Annotated in this window: 16 protein-coding genes; 12 read left to right on the forward strand and 4 right to left on the reverse strand. The window is 28.8% G+C overall.

Going from position 1 to position 22,772, the window contains the following annotated elements:
- Nucleotides 1-485: 485 nt before the first annotated feature.
- Nucleotides 486-2,084 (forward strand): L,D-transpeptidase family protein, encoded by a 1,599-nt coding sequence (locus tag AABJ49_RS11295; RefSeq protein ID WP_338378382.1) that lies wholly within the window; start codon nucleotides 486-488, stop codon nucleotides 2,082-2,084.
- On the opposite strand, the gene AABJ49_RS11300 is transcribed toward AABJ49_RS11295, so the two are convergent.
- Complete coding sequence (locus tag AABJ49_RS11300) at nucleotides 2,055-2,771, reverse strand: murein L,D-transpeptidase catalytic domain family protein (protein ID WP_338378383.1); 717 nt, start codon at nucleotides 2,769-2,771, stop codon at nucleotides 2,055-2,057. The two genes, AABJ49_RS11295 and AABJ49_RS11300, sit on opposite strands and share 30 nt — an antisense overlap.
- Nucleotides 2,772-2,969: 198 nt before the next feature.
- Between AABJ49_RS11300 and AABJ49_RS11305 the strand changes: the two genes are divergently transcribed.
- The 8 genes from AABJ49_RS11305 (at nucleotide 2,970) to AABJ49_RS11340 (ending at nucleotide 15,306) form a co-directional block, all read left to right on the forward strand.
- On the forward strand, nucleotides 2,970-5,369 hold the full coding sequence (locus AABJ49_RS11305; RefSeq protein WP_338378384.1) for a DUF5916 domain-containing protein: 2,400 nt from the start codon (nucleotides 2,970-2,972) through the stop codon (nucleotides 5,367-5,369).
- 75 nt (nucleotides 5,370-5,444) lie between these two features.
- The gene (locus tag AABJ49_RS11310; protein WP_338378385.1) at nucleotides 5,445-7,856 is read left to right on the forward strand and encodes a DUF5916 domain-containing protein; all 2,412 of its coding nucleotides are present in this window, start codon (nucleotides 5,445-5,447) and stop codon (nucleotides 7,854-7,856) included.
- Nucleotides 7,857-7,894: 38 nt separating this feature from the next.
- Nucleotides 7,895-9,412: a 2,3-bisphosphoglycerate-independent phosphoglycerate mutase gene (gene gpmI, locus AABJ49_RS11315; RefSeq protein WP_338378386.1), complete on the forward strand. Its 1,518-nt coding sequence runs from the start codon at nucleotides 7,895-7,897 to the stop codon at nucleotides 9,410-9,412.
- 183 nt (nucleotides 9,413-9,595) lie between these two features.
- A complete protein-coding gene (locus AABJ49_RS11320) occupies nucleotides 9,596-10,117 on the forward strand; it encodes a thioredoxin family protein (protein WP_338378387.1) in 522 nt (173 codons plus the stop codon).
- A 121-nt stretch (nucleotides 10,118-10,238) separates the two neighbouring features.
- Entirely contained in the window at nucleotides 10,239-10,907 is a 669-nt protein-coding gene (locus AABJ49_RS11325) for a TetR/AcrR family transcriptional regulator (RefSeq protein WP_338378388.1), read from the forward strand.
- Complete coding sequence (locus AABJ49_RS11330) at nucleotides 10,907-12,562, forward strand: ABC transporter ATP-binding protein (protein ID WP_338378389.1); 1,656 nt, start codon at nucleotides 10,907-10,909, stop codon at nucleotides 12,560-12,562. The genes AABJ49_RS11325 and AABJ49_RS11330 overlap by 1 nt, the downstream gene beginning before the upstream one ends.
- Before the next feature lie 6 nt (nucleotides 12,563-12,568).
- Nucleotides 12,569-13,915, forward strand: a complete 1,347-nt coding sequence (locus AABJ49_RS11335) for a biotin/lipoyl-binding protein (RefSeq protein WP_338378390.1) — start codon at nucleotides 12,569-12,571, stop codon at nucleotides 13,913-13,915.
- Nucleotides 13,916-13,917: 2 nt separating this feature from the next.
- Entirely contained in the window at nucleotides 13,918-15,306 is a 1,389-nt protein-coding gene (locus tag AABJ49_RS11340; RefSeq protein ID WP_338378391.1) for a TolC family protein, read from the forward strand.
- A gap of 191 nt (nucleotides 15,307-15,497) precedes the next feature.
- Here the strand turns inward: AABJ49_RS11340 and AABJ49_RS11345 are convergent, their stop codons facing one another.
- Together AABJ49_RS11345 and AABJ49_RS11350 are read right to left on the reverse strand one after the other, a co-directional pair.
- Nucleotides 15,498-15,842 carry an RNA-binding protein gene (locus AABJ49_RS11345; protein WP_338378392.1) on the reverse strand — a complete coding sequence of 115 codons (345 nt, stop codon included), beginning with the start codon at nucleotides 15,840-15,842 and terminating at the stop codon, nucleotides 15,498-15,500.
- 115 nt (nucleotides 15,843-15,957) lie between these two features.
- Entirely contained in the window at nucleotides 15,958-17,232 is a 1,275-nt protein-coding gene (locus AABJ49_RS11350) for an acetyl-CoA hydrolase/transferase C-terminal domain-containing protein (protein ID WP_338378393.1), read from the reverse strand.
- A 238-nt stretch (nucleotides 17,233-17,470) separates the two neighbouring features.
- Here AABJ49_RS11350 and map point away from each other — a divergent pair, with 238 nt between their 5' ends.
- The 3 genes from map to AABJ49_RS11365 are packed head-to-tail and all read left to right on the forward strand — an operon-like array spanning nucleotide 17,471 to nucleotide 19,850.
- Nucleotides 17,471-18,289: a type I methionyl aminopeptidase gene (gene map, locus AABJ49_RS11355; protein WP_338378394.1), complete on the forward strand. Its 819-nt coding sequence runs from the start codon at nucleotides 17,471-17,473 to the stop codon at nucleotides 18,287-18,289.
- A 5-nt stretch (nucleotides 18,290-18,294) separates the two neighbouring features.
- Nucleotides 18,295-19,077, forward strand: a complete 783-nt coding sequence (locus tag AABJ49_RS11360; RefSeq protein ID WP_338378395.1) for a DUF3667 domain-containing protein — start codon at nucleotides 18,295-18,297, stop codon at nucleotides 19,075-19,077.
- A 2-nt stretch (nucleotides 19,078-19,079) separates the two neighbouring features.
- The gene (locus AABJ49_RS11365) at nucleotides 19,080-19,850 is read left to right on the forward strand and encodes a methyltransferase domain-containing protein (RefSeq protein WP_338378396.1); all 771 of its coding nucleotides are present in this window, start codon (nucleotides 19,080-19,082) and stop codon (nucleotides 19,848-19,850) included.
- Between the two features lie 53 nt (nucleotides 19,851-19,903).
- Here the strand turns inward: AABJ49_RS11365 and AABJ49_RS11370 are convergent, their stop codons facing one another.
- Nucleotides 19,904-22,708, reverse strand: coding sequence for an insulinase family protein (locus AABJ49_RS11370; RefSeq protein ID WP_338378397.1), 2,805 nt, complete (start codon nucleotides 22,706-22,708; stop codon nucleotides 19,904-19,906).
- Between the last annotated feature and the right edge of the window lie 64 nt (nucleotides 22,709-22,772).

Genomic DNA, 22,772 nt, shown 5'->3' on the forward strand with positions numbered 1-22,772 from the left:
ACTCGCGACAACCAGCTTGGAAGGCTGGAGCTCTACCAACTGAGCTACTTCCGCATTAATGAGGTGCAAATATACTTCAAAAGTTTTTTTAATTGCAACTTTTTTTTGAAAAAAATTTTTCATGGTTTTATTGTAAATTTACTAAAGAAATTTTTAGACCCTTAATCAATTATATTACAATTCATTATAAATTAAGACAACAATAAACGAACTAAATTTAGAAGATGTTTACCATATTCAACATAAGGTTTTGAGAAAAGTAAACTGTTAGGAACTACATTTTTTGAAGTAGAAATACACTATTAATTTGAGCAAAAAAATAATTAGATTTAACGTTGGAGAAAATATTGAAAATTATCATGAAAACCTTAATAATGAAAAATGGCAAACCTTTTGATATTGTAACCATAAAATTTCATTATATTATGTTTAAGAAATTGGCATAGTGTTTTTTAATCTTTAGAAATTAGCTATATTTGATATAAATGAATAGAAAAAAATACTCTCTTTTATTATTTATTACACTCTTTTTTTTACATAGCTGTAAAGAAAAAGTTACTCCTACAAAAGTTTCAAATTTCTTTGTGGACCAAGATTCTATTGATCAAATTATCAAACCTGAATTTTTAGAAAAAGAAAATGATGGCATCAAAGAATTGTATGCTTCATTTGACAATAAAATCATTTGGAATGATGATAAAAACAGAAAAACATTAATTGATTTTATTAAAAAAAGCGAAGAAGATGGCTTGTTTCCTGAAGATTATTATTTAAAAGAAATTGATTCTTTTGAGAGAAACAGATCAAAAATTAATTATAGTGATTTTCAAACCTTTGACTTACTACTTTCAAACGGTTTTAAAAATTTGGCCGACGATCTTCACAAAGGAAAATTAAATCCAAGAGATTTATATAACGATTGGGATTTACCTTATAAAAGTCCCATTAAAATTGAAAAAATTATTGAAGCTATTCAAAAAAATGAAGTTAATGATTTGCTAATTGATGTTTCAGTAAAAAATAAATTATACACTGATTTAAAAGAAGGTTTAAAATCCATCTTAAAAAAATCAGATTATAATTTTCCAAAAACAGTAGTTGAAACTAAAATTGTAGCCAATGATTCTTCAAAAACTATTCAAATCATCAAACAAAAATTAGTGTATTGGAATGATTTGAATGTAAATAACGGAACTTTAATTTATGATACAGAAACTGTAAAAGCAATTAAAAAATTTCAACAACGCAATGGATTATCTCCTGATGGTGTGATTGGAAAAGGTACAGTTGATGCTTTAAATTATTCCAAAGAAAAAAGAATTGAACAACTAAAAGTTAATTTAGAACGTTGGAAATGGTTTCCTGAAGATTTTGGAGAAAACTATATTTTTATCAATATCCCAGAATATAAATTGCATTTTGTTTATGAAAATGACACTGTTGAAACCAAAAGAATTGTGGTAGGAAAACCTTCTAGAAAAACACCGATTTTGACTTCAAAAATTAATAATTTAGTTTTTAACCCCACATGGACTGTTCCTCCAACTATTTTAAAAGAAGATTTGGTTCCTTCAGCTTCAAGAAACATTAGTTATTTTACACGTAATCGAATTACAATTTTAAACAGCAGAAAAGATACTATTAAACCAAAAGATTGGAATTCAAAAAATTATAAAAGCTATAGATATGTTCAAAGTCCAGGCTACAACAATTCACTAGGCTTAGTAAAATTTAATTTCCCAAATAAATACATGGTTTACCTTCATGATACAAATCATAGAGATTATTTTTCGCGTTCTTACAGAGCTTTAAGTTCTGGTTGTGTTCGTATAGAAGAACCATTGCCTTTTGCAAAAACAATACTAATGAAAGATGATGAAGAATTTTGGAAAGAATCTGAAATCGACACAATAATTAAAAAAGCAAAAACAAAAGTTGTTCCCATTAAAATTAATGTAAAAGTTTTTCAGTTATATTACACGAGTTGGGTTGAAAAATCCCAAATCATGTTTTGTCCTGACATCTATAAATTAGACGATGAATTGTATGAAAAACTAAGAAACAAATCCTCTGATAAGAGTTGATTTTCTTGAAGGATGATAAATAAATAAAACTGATTTATTTTTAATTTTTGAAATAATTTTATTTGTTAAGTTTACTGGTAAAGCAGGACAACCTTGACTTCTTCCTAATCTTCCGTTGTTTTTGGCAAAATTTTCACTAACATAATCTGCACCGTGTATAACAATTGCTCTTTCTCTTGCATTGTCATTTATTCCTTTTTCTATACCGTCTAATTTTAAAGACGAACCGTGTTTTCCAGTGTAAATTTCACCTGTTAAATAAAATCCTAAACTGCTTTTATAAGATTCAGATTTATTAGAGAAATTTGTAGCGAACTCTTCTCCCGAATTTCTTCCATGAGCTACTAATGTATGATATAAAACCTCATTAGATTCCATATCAATAATCCATAATCTTTTTTGGTTTGAAGACAAACTAAAATCAATTATTGTTAAAATATTATTTTCTAATTTGTTTTGAGATTTTAAACTTTCATATCCTTCAAAAGCTACTTCAAAACTTTCAAGAGACGGAACTGTTGTAGAATTTTCTTCAATTAAAGAAAATTTTTGCTCTGTTTTTGAAATTGAATTGTTTTTTGCTAAATGTAGTGTAACATTTTGCTTCGAGTTGTTTATTGTGTTCTCTTTAGTAGGTTTCGTTGAAAAAAAACTTAAAAAAACAATAAAATAAATCTTATAAATCATTGATAACTAGTTATTAATATTTGCCTTGGGGATGGCAAATGTAGAAATATTTTTAAATAATCCAAATTTTACAAATTAAATTTATGAAAACATTTTTTCACTTAATCGATAAAACAAGTTATTATAACGAATATTTTTTTACTTTAGTATAATTAAACATTGTTTTATTTATAATTGCATACCCAACTCTACTAACTAATGCATAAAAGAATTCTTTATTTGTATGTTCTTTTGTTAAGTACATATATAGTAAATTCTCAAACTTCTAATAAAAAAGTAGCCCAAGCACATCGGGCAAACAATCGTATTGCTATTGACGGTAAATTAAATGAAGAAGAATGGAATAATACAATTCCAGCAAAAGACTTCATAATGTTTTATCCAGATAATGGAAAAGAAGAAAATCCAGACAAAAAAACTGAGGTTAAAATTCTATATGATGATGATGCAATATATGTTGGTGCCACAATGTATGATAATCCAGAAAATATTTTAAAAGAAATTAAACTAAGAGATCAATTCGGAACTTCTGACCATTTTGGTGTTTTTTTCAATGGCTTTAACGACAATCAACTAGAATATCGTTTTTTTATTAGTGCAGCTGGTGTTCAATTAGATGCAATTGCAACTTCTGCTGGTGAAGATTATACTTGGGATGCTATTTGGGATTGTAAGGTAAAAATCACTGAGAATAGTTGGGTTGCTGAATTTAAAATTCCTTATGCAGCATTACGTTTTTCTGAAAATGAAAAACAAGTTTGGGGTTTAAATATGTATAGAGAAATCAAAAAAGACAACACTAGTTATTGTTGGAATTTTATCGATAGCAATCTAAACAACGAAGTAGTTCAAGCTGGAATTTTAGAAGGAATTGAAAACATAAAACCTCCAACACGTTTGTTTTTCATTCCATATACTTCGTATTATCACAATAATAACGACAGTGATTCTGACAATAAATTTAAAATTGGAATGGATATTAAGTATGGAATTAACGATTCGTTTACTTTAGATGCAATTTTAGTTCCTGATTTTGGACAAACTACTTTTGACAATGTCAATTTGGTTTTAGGTCCTTTTGAGCAACAATTTAACGAAAACAGGCCTTTCTTTACGGAAGGAACTGATTTATTTAATAAAGGAAACTTATTTTATTCAAGACGAATTGGTGGTGCTCCTATTTTAGAACCAACTTTAAGTGATGATGAGGAAATTATAGAAAATCCAAGTACAACAAACTTACTGAATGCAGTAAAAATTTCTGGAAGAACCTCAAAAGGATTAGGTATTGGATTCTTAAATGCTATTACGGAAGACACCTATGCAGAAATTTCAAATACAACCACTAATCAAACCAGAAAAGAATTAATTGAACCTTTTACTAACTTTAATATTTTTGTTTTAGATCAGCGTTTTAGAAAAAATTCTTCTGTTTCTTTTATAAACACAAGTGTAATTAGAAATGGTTCTGCAAGAGATGCAAATGTATCTGGATTAGTTTTTGATTTGAACACTAAAACCAATACCTATAAATTATCTGGTGATTCAAAATTTAGTTACTTAAATGATTTTGGAACCATCAAAAGAGGTACAAATTCATCATTGTTTTTTGGTGATACAAAAGGAAAATATCAATACGGATTTGGTTCAGGATACATTTCAAAAGATTACGATCATAATGATTTAGGAATTATATTTAGAAATAATTATTATTCTTTTAATACAAATGGAAGTTATAGAACTTTAAAAAAGACAAAACATTTCAATAACATCAAATTACAATCTGATATTAATACTGAATTTGAAAATAGTACTAATAAATTACAATTAGGAACTATTTCTTTCACTGGAGATTTTTTTAGTTTAAAGAATGATGCTTTAAAATTAAACGCAACATTAAGTCCTTTTGAAACATTTGATTTTTATTTTCCAGGAATTGATGGAAGATATAATTACAATCCAAAATATATTGATTTAACTTCTGTAATTTCATCTAACAGAAATAGAAGGTATTCTTTTGATTTAACTGGTAATTTTGTTAAACATGATCAACCAGGTCGAAAAAGCTACACCATTAGTTTGGGTCAAGAATATCGATTTAGTGATAAGTTTTATGTTCGTTATGGTGTAAGAGGTATAAAAGATAGAAATGACATTGGTTTAGTGGATTACAGCAACAATGATATAATTTATGCCAGAAGAGATATCAATACATTGGAACATCAAATTACCAGCAAATACTCCATTAATAATGTCATGAATTTTAATTTAAAAGTCAGGTATTATTGGGCTCATGCAATCAATAACAAATTTCTAACTTTAAGAGAAGACGGTTATTTTGATGAGAATATTACATATAATTTAAACAAAAATATCAATCAAAATATCTGGAATTTTGATTTATCATATACTTGGTGGTTTGCTCCAGGAAGTTTAGTTTCTGTCTTATATAGAAACAATTCTAGTTTAGCAGAAAGAAATTTTAACACTAACTTTAGTAACAATTTGAAAAATGTTTTGTCTAATAACCCAAACAATACTATTTCAATTAGTTTTAGATATTACATAGATTACAATCAAGCTAAAAACATTTTTTAAGCCTGTTACAATCTTAAATATTTCTTAATAATTGAGGTTAAAAAAAATAAAATTTACTTTTGTAAAAAAACTTCAATGTCTTTTAATTTCAAAGCTTTTTTTGTTCTACTTTTTTCTGTTTCAATCTACAGTCAAGAAATCACTATTTCAAAAAAAATACTAGATGCTAAATTTGCTTCAGAAGCTATAACTATTGATGGTGAATTAAATGAACCTATCTGGCAAACTGCTCAAATTGCAACTGATTTTATCTCCTTTGAACCCAAAAACGGAACACCAATTCCAGAAGAATTAAGATCTGAGATTAAAGTTGCTTATGATAATGATGCTGTTTATATTGGAGCTATCCATTATGACAATGAACCTACAAAAATTTTAAAAGAAATTACTGAACGAGATGATTTTGGAACTAGCGATTTGTTTGGTGTTTTTATAAACGGTTACAATGATGGCCAACAAGATTTTCAGTTTTATGTTTCCGCTGCCAATGGTCAAGCTGATTGTAACTTTACATCACAAAATGGAGAAGATTACTCATGGAATGCCATTTGGAATAGTAAAGTCAAAATAACCGATTATGGTTGGGTTGTAGAAATGAAAATTCCTTATGCTGCTCTAAGATTTCCAAGCACAAATATTCAAACTTGGGGAATTAATTTTTTTAGAGAAGTAAGACGAAACAGGCAAAAATACACTTGGAATCATATCGATAATAAAATTGGAGCATTTTCGCAACAAGCTGGAATTTTAACTGGCATAAAAAAAATAACACCTCCTACTCGATTATTTTTAATTCCTTACGCATCTTCCTATGTAAATTCAAATAAAGAAGAAACTACTTTTACTCAAAAAGGAGGTTTAGATATTAAATATGGAATTAATGATGCGTTTACCTTAGATGCGATTTTAGTTCCTGATTTTGGACAAACAAAATTTGACAATGTCGTTTTAAACCTTGGTCCTTTTGAACAACAATTTAACGAAAACAGACCTTTTTTTACAGAAGGAACAGATTTATTCAATAAGGGAAATTTATTATATTCTCGAAGAATTGGAGCTGGTCCAGAGTTTTATCCATATTTGGCAGACAATGAAATAATAGATGAATTTCCTAGTACTGTTAATTTACTAAATGCTATAAAAATATCTGGCAGAAATAATGAAGGTCTTGGTATTGGTTTTTTAAATGCAATTACTAAAAAAACAACTGTAAATATTAGAAATACAGATGATGGAACTTCGCGTGAAGAAGTTGTTTCTCCATTAACAAATTACAATGTTACCGTTTTTGACCAACGTTTTAATCAAAACTCTTCTGTTACATTTATCAATACAAATGTCACAAGAGATGGAGGTTTTAGAGATGCCAATGTTTCTGGTTTACTTTTTGATTTGAATACAAAAGCGAATACTTATAATTTATCAGGAAAAATTACAGCCAGTAGTGTTTACGATATCGAAAATAAAAGTGGAATAAACTCATCCATTTACTTAGCTGAAACTTCCGGAAAAATAAGATATAGTTTAGGAGCTGATTATGTTTCAAAAGATTTTGACAATAATGATTTAGGAATTAATTTTCTAACCAATTATTACGACATTTTTTCGAGTGCAAGTTATCGTATTTTAAATCCAACAAAATATTTCAATACCTTCAGAGTAAATTTGAATAGTTATATGGAATTCAATAATACTTCTAATTACATTCAAGATAATAATTTCAATATTAACATCAATTCAAACACAAAGAAGAATCATTATTTTGGATTAGGATTTAATGTTAGACCATTAGAAAGTTATGATTATTATGAAGCACGTGTAAACGATCGTTATTTAATATTACCTGAATTCTATAGTAGTTGGTTTAGTATTTCTACAAACTATAATTATAAATTTGCTTTAGATGTCAATATTGAATATGCAAAATTTAATGAAGAAAGTCGTGAAAATTATAGTCTATTTGTTAGTCCAAGATATCGATTTAGCGACAAACTTTCTTTGATTTATGGGATAAATCCATACATTCAAAAAAATAATATTGGTTGGGTTGACTATTTATCGTCTTCAGACGAAATTATTATGGCAAGAAGAGATAGAAATACCGTAAATAATACTTTAACTGGTAAATATTCTATTAATAGTCAAATGAATTTTAGCTTATCAGTTCGTCATTATTGGTCATTTGCCGAAAACAACAAGTTTTTCACTTTACAAGAAAATGGCAGATTACTCGAAAATTTAGCTTACAATGCCAGCAAAAATTCTAATTTTAATACTTGGAATTTAGATTTATCTTATTCATGGTGGTTTGCTCCAGGAAGTCAGGCTACAGTTCTTTATCGTAACAATGCTTCTGATTTTAATAGAGTAATCAATAAAAGTTATGGAAGTAATTTGAATAATGTTTTTGCTGATAATTTAAATCACACTTTTTCTGTTAGTATTCGTTATTTTATTGATTATAATCAAGCTAAAAATTGGTTGTAATTTAATACCTTTGGAATTGTTAATTGAAAACAAGTCCAATGCACAAGAAAGTAATCTTAATGATTTTAGATGGTTGGGGAAAATCTCCTGACCCAAAAGTTTCTGCAATTGATAATGCAAATACACCTTTCATAGATAGTTTATATTCCAAATATCCAAATGCACTTTTAAGAACTGACGGTCTAAATGTTGGTTTACCAGAAGGACAAATGGGTAATTCCGAAGTAGGACACATGAATCTTGGAGCAGGACGAATTGTCTATCAAGATTTAGCAAAAATAAATTTAGCAGTTGCAAATAAAACAATGAATCAAGAAAAACCTTTAATGGATGCTTTTGATTATGCCAAGAAAAACAATAAAGCTGTTCACTTTTTAGGTTTAGTTTCTGATGGTGGAGTTCATAGTCACACTTCTCACTTAAGAGGTTTAATTGATGTGGCACAAGAAGTAGGGATTCAAAATATGTTTGTTCATGCGTTTACTGATGGTCGTGATGTTGATCCAAAATCTGGAGCCAATTATATTTTAGATTTAGACAATTATTTACAAAACACCAACGCAAAATTAGCTTCAGTTATCGGACGATATTATGCAATGGATAGAGACAAACGTTGGGAAAGAGTAAAATTAGCCTATGATTTATTGGTGAATGGTATAGGTACAAAAACAACAAATCCTGTAAAAAACATTTTAGAAAGTTATACAAATGATGTAACTGACGAATTTATTCAACCATTAGTGGTAACTGATGAAAACTGTAAACCAGTAGCAACAATTAAAGAAGATGATGTAGTTGTATTTTTTAATTTCAGAACAGATAGAGGAAGGGAATTAACAGAAGCATTAACACAAACAAATTTTCACGAACAGAACATGCATAAATTAAATTTGTATTATGTTACTATGACAAATTATGATGAAACCTATTCAAATGTTCATGTAATTTATGATAAAGATAACATCACTGAAACATTAGGTGAAGTTTTAGAAAAAGCCAATAAAAAACAAATACGAATTGCCGAAACCGAAAAATATCCACACGTAACATTCTTCTTTTCTGGTGGTAGAGAAGCACCTTTTACTGGTGAAACAAGAATTTTAAAAAACTCTCCAAAAGTAGCTACTTATGATTTACAACCTGAAATGAGTGCTTTTGAATTAAAAGATGCTTTAATTCCAGAACTTAGAAAAGGTGAAGTAGATTTTGTATGTTTGAATTTTGCTAATGGAGATATGGTTGGTCATACTGGAGTTATGGAAGCAGCCATTAAGGCTTGTGAAGCAGTTGATATTTGCGTAAAAGAAGTTGTTGAAACTGCTTTAGAAAATAATTACACAACAATTATCATTGCAGATCATGGAAATTGTGAAATGATGATTAATCCTGATGGAAGTCCAAATACGGCTCACACAACTAATCCAGTTCCAATTATTTTAGTTGACAAAGAATTAAAAAATATAAACAATGGTGTTTTAGGTGATTTAGCTCCAACCATTTTAGAATTAATGGGTGTTGAAAAACCGGAAGCTATGACATGTAAATCTTTATTATAACGAGAAAAATATTATTTTTAATTCTTACTTTTTATACTTTTAGTTGTGTATCAGCAACAAAAGGAACTGATGGAAAACCCGGTGAAAATGGTAAAGAAAGTATAAACGGACAAAAGGGTGTAAATGGAAAAGATGGTGAAAATGGCACTTCAGAAAAACAAACCATAATTAAAAAATAATTTTATGAAAAAAATATTATTAATATTACTACCTTTTATATTTATAAATTGTAGTCCAACAGGAAAAATCATATCTAATGAAAATGAAAAAATTATGATAGGAAAAGCCACAAAATCTGATTTAGAAAAAGCTCCTTTTGATTCTTGGTACACTTCTGGTTTTAATGATTACAAACCAAATGAAGAAGTTACCAATCAATTAAAAGACAAAGTAATCAATATTACTGTTACGATTTTTATGGGAACATGGTGCGAAGACAGTCACAATCATGTGCCAGATTTTTATAAAGTTTTAGAAGCTTGCCAGTTTAAAGAAAGAGGAATTACTTTAATTGCAATGGATAAAAATAAAACCACTCCCGAAAACCTTGAAGCTGGATCAAACATTACAAATGTTCCAACTTTTATTTTTTATGAAAAAGGAGTTGAAATTGGCAGAATTGTAGAATCTCCAAAAGTGAGTTTAGAACAAGATATGTTAGATATCCTTTCTGGAAAAGATTACAAGCTTAATTATTCAAATTAAAAGATAGCTTAAATATAATCCTGATTTTCATCAGGATTTTTTTTGAACAATTCTTAATCAAAAGTTAAACTTTTAAATATTGAAAGTATTACTATTATATTTGCGTAGTAAAACTTTAATTATGCAAAATTTATTTAACAATTTTAAAATTACAATAAATAATAAACTGTACGTAAAAGATCCAGAAACATCAGATTTAGGAAAAAAAATAGTTCAAAATAGCATTATTTTAATTGATGAAATAGGTTTTGAAGCTTTTACTTTTAAAAAATTAGGTGAAAAAATTCAATCTAATGAAAGTTCAATTTATCGTTATTTTGAAAATAAGCACAAACTTTTAATCTATTTATCTTCATGGTATTGGTCTTGGATTGAGTACAATTTAGTTTTTTCGACTAATAATATTTCAACTCCATTAGAAAAATTAGCTGTTGGAATAAGAATCGTGACTCAAAAAATTGAAGATGATAAAAACACAGCTCATATTGACGAGTCTATTCTAAATAAAATTATCATTTCTGAATTCACAAAAACACTTTTAACTAAAGAAGTTGACGAAGAAAACAAAGAAGGGTTCTTTTTAGTTTATAAAAGAGTTATTTATAGAATTATCGAAATGATTGAAGAAGTAAATCCAAAATACCCTTATGCAAAAAGTTTAGCTTCATCAATTGTTGAAGGAACTTTACATCAAAACTATCTTAAAGCTCATTTTAAAACCATCACAAGTTTATCTGAAAAAGATTGCATTACTGAATTTTATTTAGACATCATCAAAAAAGTATTATAATGAAACCTATTGAAAGATTTAAAAATTTAATTAAAGCTGACAAAAAAGACATCTATCAACTTTTCATTTATTCTATTATTGGTGGACTAATTAGTTTATCTATTCCACTAGGAATCCAAGCTATCATTAACTTTATTCAAGCAGGAAAGATAAGTACATCTTGGATTGTTTTAGTAATTATTGTTGTAACTGGAGTTGCTTTTGTAGGAATTCTAAAAATTATGCAGTTTAGAATAACTGAAAATTTACAGCAAAAGATATTTGTTCGTTCCTCATTTGAATTTGCATTTCGTTTTCCAAAAATCAAATTCGAACAACTTTACAACTATTCACCACCAGAATTAGCTAATCGTTTTTTTGACACAATAACAGTCCAAAAAGGCTTTTCAAAGTTAATATTAGAAGTTTCAACCTCAGCACTTCAAATTATTTTTGGTATAATATTACTATCGTTATATCATTCCTTTTTTATACTTTTTGGAATTATTTTAATGATAATACTTTATTTAATTTTTAAAATAAATTTTAACTCAGGAATAAAAACAAGTTTAAAAGAATCAAAATATAAATATAAAGTTGCTCATTGGTTACAAGAAATTGCAAGAAATCATTTAAGTTTTAAAAATGATAAATTATTCGATTTTTCGTTAAAAAAAAATGACCATTTAGTGAATGAATATTTACATTATAGAGAAAGTCATTTTAAAGTATTAAGAAGGCAATTTATTCAATTAACAGGTTTTAAAGTTTTAATTTCTGCCGGATTGTTAATAATTGGTGGAATGTTAGTACTAAATAATCAAATGAACATTGGTCAGTTTGTTGCAGCAGAAATTGTCATAATTACCATAATTGCAGCTGTTGAAAAACTATTTTATGGATTAGAACTATTTTATGATGTTATAACCTCTTTAGAAAAACTAGGAACTGTTGTTGATTTAGATTTGGAAAAAGAAAAAGTAATTACAAATTATACAATTGAAGGTAAAGAAATAAATATTTCTACAGAACAACTAACTTTTCAATTTCCAGATGCAGATTTACCAGCTATAAAAGATTTAAATTTAACAATAAATTCAGGTGATAGAATATTAATTCAAGGTGAAAATGGCTCAGGAAAAACAACTTTAATTCGATTATTATCAAGACTCTTAGAACCATCAGCAGGAACAATTTTTATTAACAACACCAATTATAAAAAGTTCTCTTATGAAGAATACAGATCAAAAATTGGAGTTATAACATTAAACGATTCCACATTTGAAGGAACAATTTATGAAAACATTACTTGTAGTTGTCCAACGGTTTCAATGAGTGATGTAAATGAAGTATTAGAAAAACTAGAATTAATTGATTTAATTAAATCACTGCCTTTAGGATTAGAAACACCTTTGCTTTCCGAAGGCAAACAAGTAAACTCATCTGCTATTCAAAAAATATTATTAGCAAGAATCTTAATAACAAAACCAAAGATTTTATTTTTAGAAGAACCAGTAGACAAACTTGACAAATATACAGCAGGAAGAGTTATTGATATGTTGACAGACAAATCAAACCCATGGACATTAGTTGTAGTTTCAAAAAGCAAATATTGGAAAGAAAAATGCAACCAAATTATTACATTAGAAAAAGGTCAAATTAAATCCATTAAATAATTTATTATGTTAAATATTACGAAAAACAGAATAGACCAATGGGTTGAATTAAAAAAATATAAGTCAACCAAAGTACTTGAAGACAACAAAGGATATTTAATGATCAAAAGAACCATTTGGGTTTGTGTCATTTGTTTAGTTATTTTTCTTTTTCTTCCTTGGACGCAAAATGTATCTGGAATTGGAACTGTAACTACTTTAAAGCCAAACCAACGACCACAAACTATTCATACAACTATTGCAGGACGAATTGAAAAATGGTATGTTAATGAAGGAGATTTTGTAAAAAAAGGAGATACAATATTATTTATTTCAGAAATTAAAGAAGATTATTTAGATCCAAATTTAGTTGAGAATACAGGTAATCAAGTTGCTGCTAAAGAAAGTTCGGTCAAATCTTATGCTTCAAAAGTAAATGCTTTGGAAAATCAGATTGGTGCAATTGATAACGAAAGAGCTTTAAAGTATAAACAAGCTCAAAACAAATTAAAGCAAGCATATTTAAAAGTACAAAGTGATAGTATAGATTTAGAAGCTGTAAAAACACAATTAACAATTGCAAAAACCCAATTTAATCGAGCTGTTAACTTGAATAAAGAAGGTTTAAAACCAATGACTGATGTTGAAGAAAAACGAGTAAAACTTCAAGATACAGAAGCGAAAATAATTACGCAAGAAAACAAATTTATAGCTGCACAAAATGAAGTTTTAAATGCAAGAATGGAATTGAACAGAATTTTAGCAGAATATTCAGAAAAAACAGCAAAAGCTCAAAGTGACAAACAAACAGCATTAAGTTCTCAATTTGATACAGAAGCACAAGTCAATAAACTTAAAAACCAATATACGAATTACCAAATTAGAAATGGTATGTATTATATTTTGGCACCTCAAAACGGATATATCAACAGAGCATTGCAATCTGGTTTAGGGGAAACATTAAAAGAAGGAACACCAATTGTAAGTATAATGCCTTCAAGTTTTGATATTGCAGTGGAAACTTATATTTCACCAATAGATTTTCCATTAATTAATAAAGGAGAAAAAGTACGTGTTTGGTTTGATGGTTGGCCTTCAATTGTATTTAGTGGTTGGCCTGGAGCCTCTTATGGAACTTTTGGTGGTGTAATTGTAGCCAAAGAAAATTTTATAAGTCAAAACGGAAAATATAGAGTTTTAATTGCTCCTGATAAATCTGAAAAAGAATGGCCCAAAAAACTAAGTATTGGTGCGGGAACACAAACTATTGCCCTTTTAGATACTGTTCCTATTTGGTTTGAAATTTGGAGAACACTAAACGGTTTTCCTCCTAATTATTATACAACTGAAAAGTCAGATACTGAAAAAAAATAAAAATGAACAAAAACATTATTTATCTTTTCTTGTTCTTCAGTTCTATTCTTGTTGCTCAAGAAAAGAACCAAAAAGAGTTTACCTATAATGAATATTTAGGCTATGTAAAGAAGTTTCATCCTTTAGTCAAACAAGCTAATTTAAAATTAAATGAAGCTCAAGCCATTCTTATGCAATCGCGAGGTGCATTTGATCCAAAATTAGAAGCAGAATACAGCGAAAAACAATTTGCCGACAAAAATTACTATTCCATTTTTAATGGAAGTTTTAAAATCCCAACTTGGTATGGCATTGAAATAAAAGCTGCATTTGATAATGCTGAAGGAATTTATGTAAATCCAGATATGACTTTGCCAAATAGTGGTTTAACTTCATTAGGAATTACAGTTCCAATTGGTCAAGGTTTATTTATTAATCAAAGAATGGTTGATTTAAAAAATGCCAAATTGCAAAAAACAGTCAATGAAGCAGAAAGAAATTTAGAAGCTGTTGAAGTTTTACACAAAGCATCTTTAGCTTATTTTGAATGGAAGAAAAATTTTAGTGAAGTTAAACTTTATGAAGAATATTTAGAAAATGCAAACATTCGATACAAAGGTGTTTTAAAATTAATTGAAGAAGGAGACAAACCTGCAATTGATAGCACAGAAGCAGGAATAACAGTTAAATCGAGAAGATTAAATTTAGAAAATTCAAAATTAAAATTACAAAAATCACGATTAGAATTATCGAATTATTTGTGGGTAGAAAACAATGTTCCTATTGAATTAGACGAAACACTTTTCCCTGAAATTAATCTTCAAAACACCATAAAATCTACATTAGAAACTAATAATTTATTAGAATTTGACATTAACAATCATCCAAAAATAAATGCTCTTTCAACTAAAATTGATATTTTAAAAACAGAACAAAGATTAAGTGCCAATATGTTATTGCCAAAATTAGATTTGAGTTATAATTATCTTTCTGAGCCAAGTGCGTTTAATAATTATCGTTTTGAAGATTATAAAGTTGGTGTAAATTTCTCGTTTCCCATTTTTTTACGAAAAGAAAGAGGTAAATTAAAATTAGCTCAATTAAAAGTACAAGACTCCGAGTTTATATTAGCATCAGAACGAGTTAGTATTAAAAACAAAATAGAAGCACAACAAGTAGAAATAGCTTCTTTAGAAAAGCAAATCTCGATAAATGAAGATTTAGTAAAAAGTTATAACATAATGCTCTCTGGTGAAGAACGTTTATTTGCTTTAGGAGAAAGTTCTTTATTCGTAATTAATTCTCGTGAAAATAGTTTAGTTAGTTCGCAAATTAATGTACTAAAATTAGAAAACGAATTTTATAATGCTATTGTGAATTTGTATAAAACTATTGCTAATCCTAATTTATAAAATCACTTCGACAAGCTCAGTGTGACAATTAAGTAATAAATTAGCTAAACGTAAATTTGAAAAATTATTTTATTACGAGTAAACAATTAAAACCCGACATGTCAGTCTGAGCCTATCGAAGACACGTTCAGTATAAAACAAAAAAAAATCCCGAAATACATCGGGATTTTTCTTTGTTTTTAAAAGAAATATTAAAAACGACCTCCACCTCTGTTGTTGTCTCTGTCGTTATAACCACCTCTTCCACCACCGTTTCCACCGCGGTTATTGTTAAAGCTTCTTCTTTCTCCTTCTGGTTTTGGCTCAGATTTGTTAACTACAATAGTTCTTCCATCAATTGAACCTCCATTTAACTCATCAATAGCTTTTTGAGCCTCTTCATCACTTGGCATCTCTACGAAACCAAATCCTTTACTTCTTCCTGTGAATTTATCAGAAATGATTTTTACTGAATCAACAGCACCATACTCTTCAAAATAACCTCTTAAATCTGCTTCCTCAATACTGAATGGAAGACTTCCTACGAAAATGTTCATCTAAAAATTTTTTTATTGAGTCAAAGGTAGTCTTTTAAACAATACAAAATATATTTATTCTATTTATTTTCAATAATTTATAAAAATATATTTATCTATCAGACAACAAATTGAATTACAAACAATTTACCATTTCAAAATATTCTTGTTCAATTCTTTCTTGATGTGTTGGGTGTGCAATTTTCACCAACTCATTAATTCTTTGTTTTAGTGATTTTCCATATAAATCTGCAATTCCGTTTTCTGTGATGATGTATTGAACATGAGAGCGTGTTGTTACAACTCCTGCTCCTTGTTTTAAAAACGGCACAATTCTACTTTCTCCTTTTTTTGTGATTGATGGCAAGGCAATAATTGCTTTTCCACCTTCACTTAATGATGCACCACGAATAAAATCCATTTGACCACCAACACCAGAATACATTTTACTTCCTATAGAATCTGCACAAACTTGTCCTGTTAAATCGACTTCAATTGCAGAATTAATAGCTACCATTTTAGGATTTTTTCTAATTCGAGCTGTGTCATTGACCATGGATGATTCTTTCATTTCAATAAATGGGTTATCATCAACAAAATCATATAATCGTTTTGAACCCACTAAAAAAGTAGCCAAAGCTCTTCCTCTTAAAGTGCCTTTATAATTGCAATTGATAACATCTTTCTCAATTAAATCGATGACTCCATCAGAAAACATTTCGGTGTGTAATCCTAAATCTTTATGATGTATTAATTTACTCAAAGCAGCATTAGGAATAGAACCAATTCCCATTTGAAGGGTGCTTTTATTTTCGATTAAAGAGGCAATGTAACTTCCAATTTTTTCTTCTTCGGCTGAGAACGGTTTAACATCGTGACCATAAATTGGCACATTTACATCTACTAAAAAGTCGATTTCTGATTCGTGAATAATTCCATCTCCAAAAGTTCTAGGCATTTGCGGGTTTACTTGTGCAATAACTATTTTAGCGTTTTCGATAGCTGCAATTGTTGCTTCAACTGAAACACCTAATGAACAATAACCATGCTTATCTGGTGGCGAAACGTGAATGAAAGCAACATCTAAAGGCAAAACATTTTTTCTGAATAATCTTGGCAATTCACTTAAAAAAACAGGGGTGTAAGAACCGTTTCCTGCTTTTAAGGTGTGACGAACATTTGCCCCGATGAAAAAAGAATTAACGTGAAAACTATCAGCATATTCTAGATTTGCATAACGAGCTTCTCCTTCGATATGAAGATGACAAATTTCTACGTTTCTTAATTCTGATGCTCTTTCTGTTAATGCGTTTGCTAATATAGTTGGAGCAGCTGCAGCGGCTTGCAAATACACTCTATCTCCTGATTTTACAGCTTTTACGGCTTCTTGTGCCGTGACATATTTTGACATACCTACTAATTTTATGTAAAGGTAAGATTGAAAATCATCTTAAAATATGACATTTCTCATCTTTAACGAATTGTTATTATTTGTTTACAACCCTAGCCCAGATAGCAGTGAAAATCCTTTTTTATCTTTTTTTTAAAGATAAAAAAGATTGCAACGAATAGCTGGAAATAGCTTCTAAAAAAAGTCAAAAAGAAATTGAATAGAAAATTGTACTTTTGTCTTTCTGAAAATTTAGGATATGATTATTATAAAAACCCTTGAAGAAATTGAAATAATGCGTGAAAGTGCGTTATTAGTTTCTAAAACTCTTGGTTTAATTGCAAAAGAAATAAAACCTGGTGTAACGACTTTATATTTAGACAAACTAGCCGAAGAATTTATTCGTGATAACGGTGCTGAACCTGCTTTTTTAGGCATGTATGGCTTTCCGAATAGTTTATGCATGAGTCCAAATACGCAAGTGGTTCATGGGATTCCGAATGACACTCCGTTGGTTGATGGTGATATTATTTCGGTGGATTGTGGTGTTTTAAAAAACGGATTTTATGGTGATCACGCTTATACTTTTGAAGTTGGTGAAGTTGATGAAGCTACAAAAAAGCTATTAAAAATCACGAAAGAATCCCTTTACGAAGGAATCAGAGCAACGAAAGTTGGAAATCGTGTGGAAGATATCGGAAATGCCATTCAAACCTATTGTGAAGCTCATGGATATGGAGTTGTACGCGAATTATGTGGTCATGGAATAGGAAGAAAAATGCACGAAGATCCAGAAGTTGCCAATTACGGAAAACGTGGTCGTGGAAAAAAACTAGTCAACGGAATGGTGATTGCCATTGAACCAATGATTAACATGGGTACAAAAAACATCAAACAACACAAAGACGGTTGGACAATTACTACAGCTGATAATAAACCAAGTGCTCATTTTGAACATGACGTTGCAATTGTTGATGGAAAACCAGAATTACTATCAACCTTTTCTTATATTTATGAGGCTTTAGGAATTGTAAGCAATGAAGAAGATGGATTACGTCAAAAAGCATTAGTACTTTAAAAACTATGAATTGTAAATCTTGTTCGTCAGAAATAAACGAAAATACTCGTTATTGTTCCAATTGCGGTTCAAAAATTGTTCATGATAGACTTTCTCTGAAAGGAACATGGGAAGAATTTATTGGACCATTTTTCAGTTGGGATAATAATTTTTGGAGAACTTTTATTGGTTTATTTAAAAACCCTAAAGATGTATTAGAGGCTTATATCAGTGGTGCAAGAAAAAAATATTTCAATCCTTTTTCTTATTTAATTTTATTTGCAACTATAGCAGTGCTTTTTTACAAGTTTTTCCCAATGGGAGAAATCGAACAATTTTCTAATGGTTTCAACAATGGTTATAATTCTCCAGATTCTTCTGTCAATGCACCAAAATTAGACATGAAGCCCTTTATGGAAAGTATGATGAACTATTACAATTTTGTTTTCATATTGATTATTCCATTTATGGCAATTACAACCTATTTTACCTTTTATAAACAAAAAAATAATTTTCCTGAACATTTAGTTTTTAATGCTTATTTGCATACAAATCTTGGTTTTTTTGCTTTATTTCTTCAGTTATTATTTTTAAATATTATGGGTATAAGTTTTGGCATTTACTATTTAACCTACACAATACTTGCAATTATTTTTAGTGTAAATGCATTCAGTAAATTATATAAATTAAATACAAAACAGATTATTATAAGTATTATAAAGTTTTGGGTACTATTATTAGTTTTATATTTAATACTTCTCATTTTAGGTGGAGCTTTATTTTTTTTATACATGATTTTAACTAGATAATTTTGAAAAAAATATTCAAATTCATTCTCAATACTATTCCAAGACCTTTATTAATTCGATTGAGTTATGTGGCTCGCCCTGTTTTGGCTTTTATGCTTAAAGGAAATAAATTTACTGATCCAATTGACGGAAAGAGTTTTAAGATGTTTTTGCCTTATGGTTATGGAACACAGCGAAACAATGTTTTGTCACCAAGTACACTTTCTTTAGAAAGACATCGTTTGTTATGGTTGTATTTGCAGAATGAAACTAATTTCTTTAAATCTGAAACTAAATTGCAGGTCTTACATTTTGCTCCTGAACAAGCGTTTTACAAGCGTTTTAGAAATCAGAATAACCTTGATTATACAACTACAGATTTATTGTCTCCATTAGCCGATGTGAAAGCCGATATTTGCAATTTACCTTTTGAAGATAATCAATATGATATTATTTTATGTAATCATGTTTTGGAACATATTCCTGATGACACCAAAGCAATGCAGGAATTATATCGTGTTTTAAAACCTGGTGGAATGGGGATTTTTCAAATTCCTCAAGATTTATCTCGTGATGTTACTTTTTCTGATGATTCCATTACTGATCAAAAAGAACGTGCTAAAATCTTTGGTCAATATGATCATGTTCGAGTTTATGGACGAGATTATTTTGACAAATTAAGAAGCATTGGTTTTAAAGTTATTGAAGAAGATTACACTTCTAGAATCAGTCCTGAATTAGTGGAAAAATATTGTTTAGCAAAAGGAGAAATAATCCCAATATGTTTTAAATAAAAAAATCCCGAAATCAAATAATTTCGGGATTTTCAATTTTACTTAAAAATATATTATTCCTCTGGCATTAACATTCCAATTACTTTATCTTTTGAAACGTATTTTTTAGCAACATTTTGAATATCTTTTGCGGTAATTGCATTTACTTTATCTACGTAAGTGAGCATTTCTTCAGGATTATTATCATTGGTATAAGAACGTGTTAAAGTACTCATCCAAAAATTATTTTCTTTAATTTTCTCTTTATAATCCAATCGTTCTGCTTCTTTAAATTTATCCACATCTTTTTGTTCTGGACCTTTTTCAATTATTTTATTTAATTCTCTTAAGGCAGATGCTGTTAAAGTTTCCGCATTTTCTGGTCCACAAGGAAAATTAATTGAGAAATTATAACTACCATTTGGTATTTTATTCATGCTTCCTCTTGCTCCTACACCATAAACACCACTTTCATTTTCTCTCAACTCTTCTACCAATTTGATTGTTAATACATCCCCTAATGCTTTTAAGGCAAAAGCATCTTGAGCATCATATTTACAATCACCATAAAACATTATATTTACTGTACTTTTTGGATCTTTTCCTTTATTTATTACTTTTTTATGTTCACCACTTAACATTCTATATCCTAAATCAATAGCTTTTTCTTTTGTATCAGTTGAAGGTAATGATGCTAGATACATTTCTGCATATTCTACCAATTTTGCTTCATCTACATTTCCTACGAAAAAGAAATTAAAATCTCCTGCATTTGCAAAACGCTCTTTATAGGTTTTATAAGCCAATTCATAATCAATTTTATCAAAGTCTTCCACAGTTGGGAAACCAGTATATCTTGGATTATTTTTGTTTAAGTACCCATACAATTCATTAGAAAAAAACATTGTAGGCATTGACATCATATTCGCTAAAAATCCTTTTTGTTTTGTTTTATAGCCTTCAAATGCTTCTTTGTCAAAATTTAAATCTGTAAAATAAGCATGTGTCATTTGCATCAAAGTTTCAAAATCTTTTGGAGAAGCCGAACCTCTCATTCCTTCTGTAGTTCCGTAAACATAAGGATTTACTCTTACCGTTTTTCCAGTCATGAATTTATTAATATCATTTTTATTCATTCCTGAAAAACCTGCTTCTGTTAGTCCATTCATTCCATTTGAAACTTTTTTATAATCTTCATTTGACATTGAATTTGTTCCTCCAAAACTTACTGCTTCAAATAAAATTTCATCATTTTTAAAGTCTGTTTTTTTGTAAGTCACTGTAGCTCCATTAGAAAGTGTAAGTATTGTAGTTCCTAATTTATCATTTTTAGTTGTTTTTACAACTTTCCCTTTTTTAATAGGATTTCTTAATAAACTTTCAGCAATAACTGTTTCTTCATATGGTTTCAATGCTGAAACATCAACTTTCATAGCTTCTAAAACTTGAGCTTCTGTTGGCATAACTAAACCTTCTTTTTCTGGACCAGTTAAAATAACTACTCTATTATCTTCCTTAATATAATTTTTAATTAAATCGTTAGTTTCTTTTATGGAAATAGTTGGCATTAATTTTTTCATAGTCTCAAAAGTCCAATCAATACTTGGAGCTGGTTCTTGCTCTAAAAAGTTACTTTGTAAAGTCCAAACATAATTTTCAGATTCTGTTTTATCTCTTTCGTTGTACTGTCTTTCAATTTGATTCAAGAACTCTTTTTTAGCTCTATCTAGTTCCCCTTGTGTAAAACCAAATGCTTTTACTCTTTCATTTTCTTCTACTAGAACTTTTAGGGCGTCTAATTGTTTGTCTTGAGAAACCATTGCAAAAGATTGAAAAGCTTCTTTTGTTCTTGCATAAGTTCCACCATGAAACGAATAACCATAAGTGAAAGGTGGTGTTGGAGAATTTTGTTTTTCTTCTAACCTATTATTAAGCATTGTAGCAAATAAACCTTCAATGAGTTCGTTTTTAAAATCTCCAATAGTTTTTGCTTTCTTTGGCTCTACATAATCTTTGTACATTAATCTAACTTGTGTGAAAGCAGCTTCTTTATCACTTTCTACAGCTACAAAAGTTTCTTTATGATTAGGCACATCATAAACCTTTCTTGGCTTTTCATTTTTAGGGTTTTTGTATGAAGAAAAATGGTCTTTTATTTTTTGTTCCATTTCGTCTACATTAATATCTCCAACTACTACAACACTCATTAAGTTTGGCCTATACCAATCTTTATAAAAACTAGTTAATTTATCATAGGTAAAGTTTTCAAGAATTTCTTTTTGTCCAATAGGAAGTCGTTTTGCGTAAAGCGAGTTATACATCATTTTTGGCATAAAACGTCCCATCATTCTTTTATCTGCACCCAAACCAAGACGATATTCTTCTAAAACAACACCTCTTTCTTTGTCAATTTCTTCTGGAGTTAGTGTTGTGTTGAATGCCCAATCTTCAATAATTTGAAAACCTTTTTCAAGTTTATCTTTATCATCTGAAGGAATTGGCAAGAAATAAACAGTTTCATCGAAACTTGTATAAGCATTTAAATGTTGTCCAAATTTAACTCCAATACTTTGAAGATAATCTACTAATTTGTTTTTTGGGAAACGCTTTGTTCCGTTAAAACACATGTGCTCCATAAAGTGAGCTAATCCTTGTTGTTCATCTGTTTCTAAAATAGAACCAGCATTAATCATTAACCTTAGGTCAACTTTGTTTTCGGGTTTTCCATTTTTCTTAATGTAATACGTTAAACCGTTTTTAAGTTTTCCGGTTCTTACAGATGGATCCATTGGAATAAGATCTTCCATTTTCATTTCTTGAGCAATCACAAAAGACGGCATCGCTACAAGAAGAAATAGTAGTTTAAAGTTTAGCTTCATAATAAATGTTTTTTGATTTGTTAAATGTATATACTTAACGACAAAAAAATAATTCTATTATATT

This window comes from uncultured Flavobacterium sp., assembly GCF_963922255.1.
GTDB lineage: Bacteria > Bacteroidota > Bacteroidia > Flavobacteriales > Flavobacteriaceae > Flavobacterium.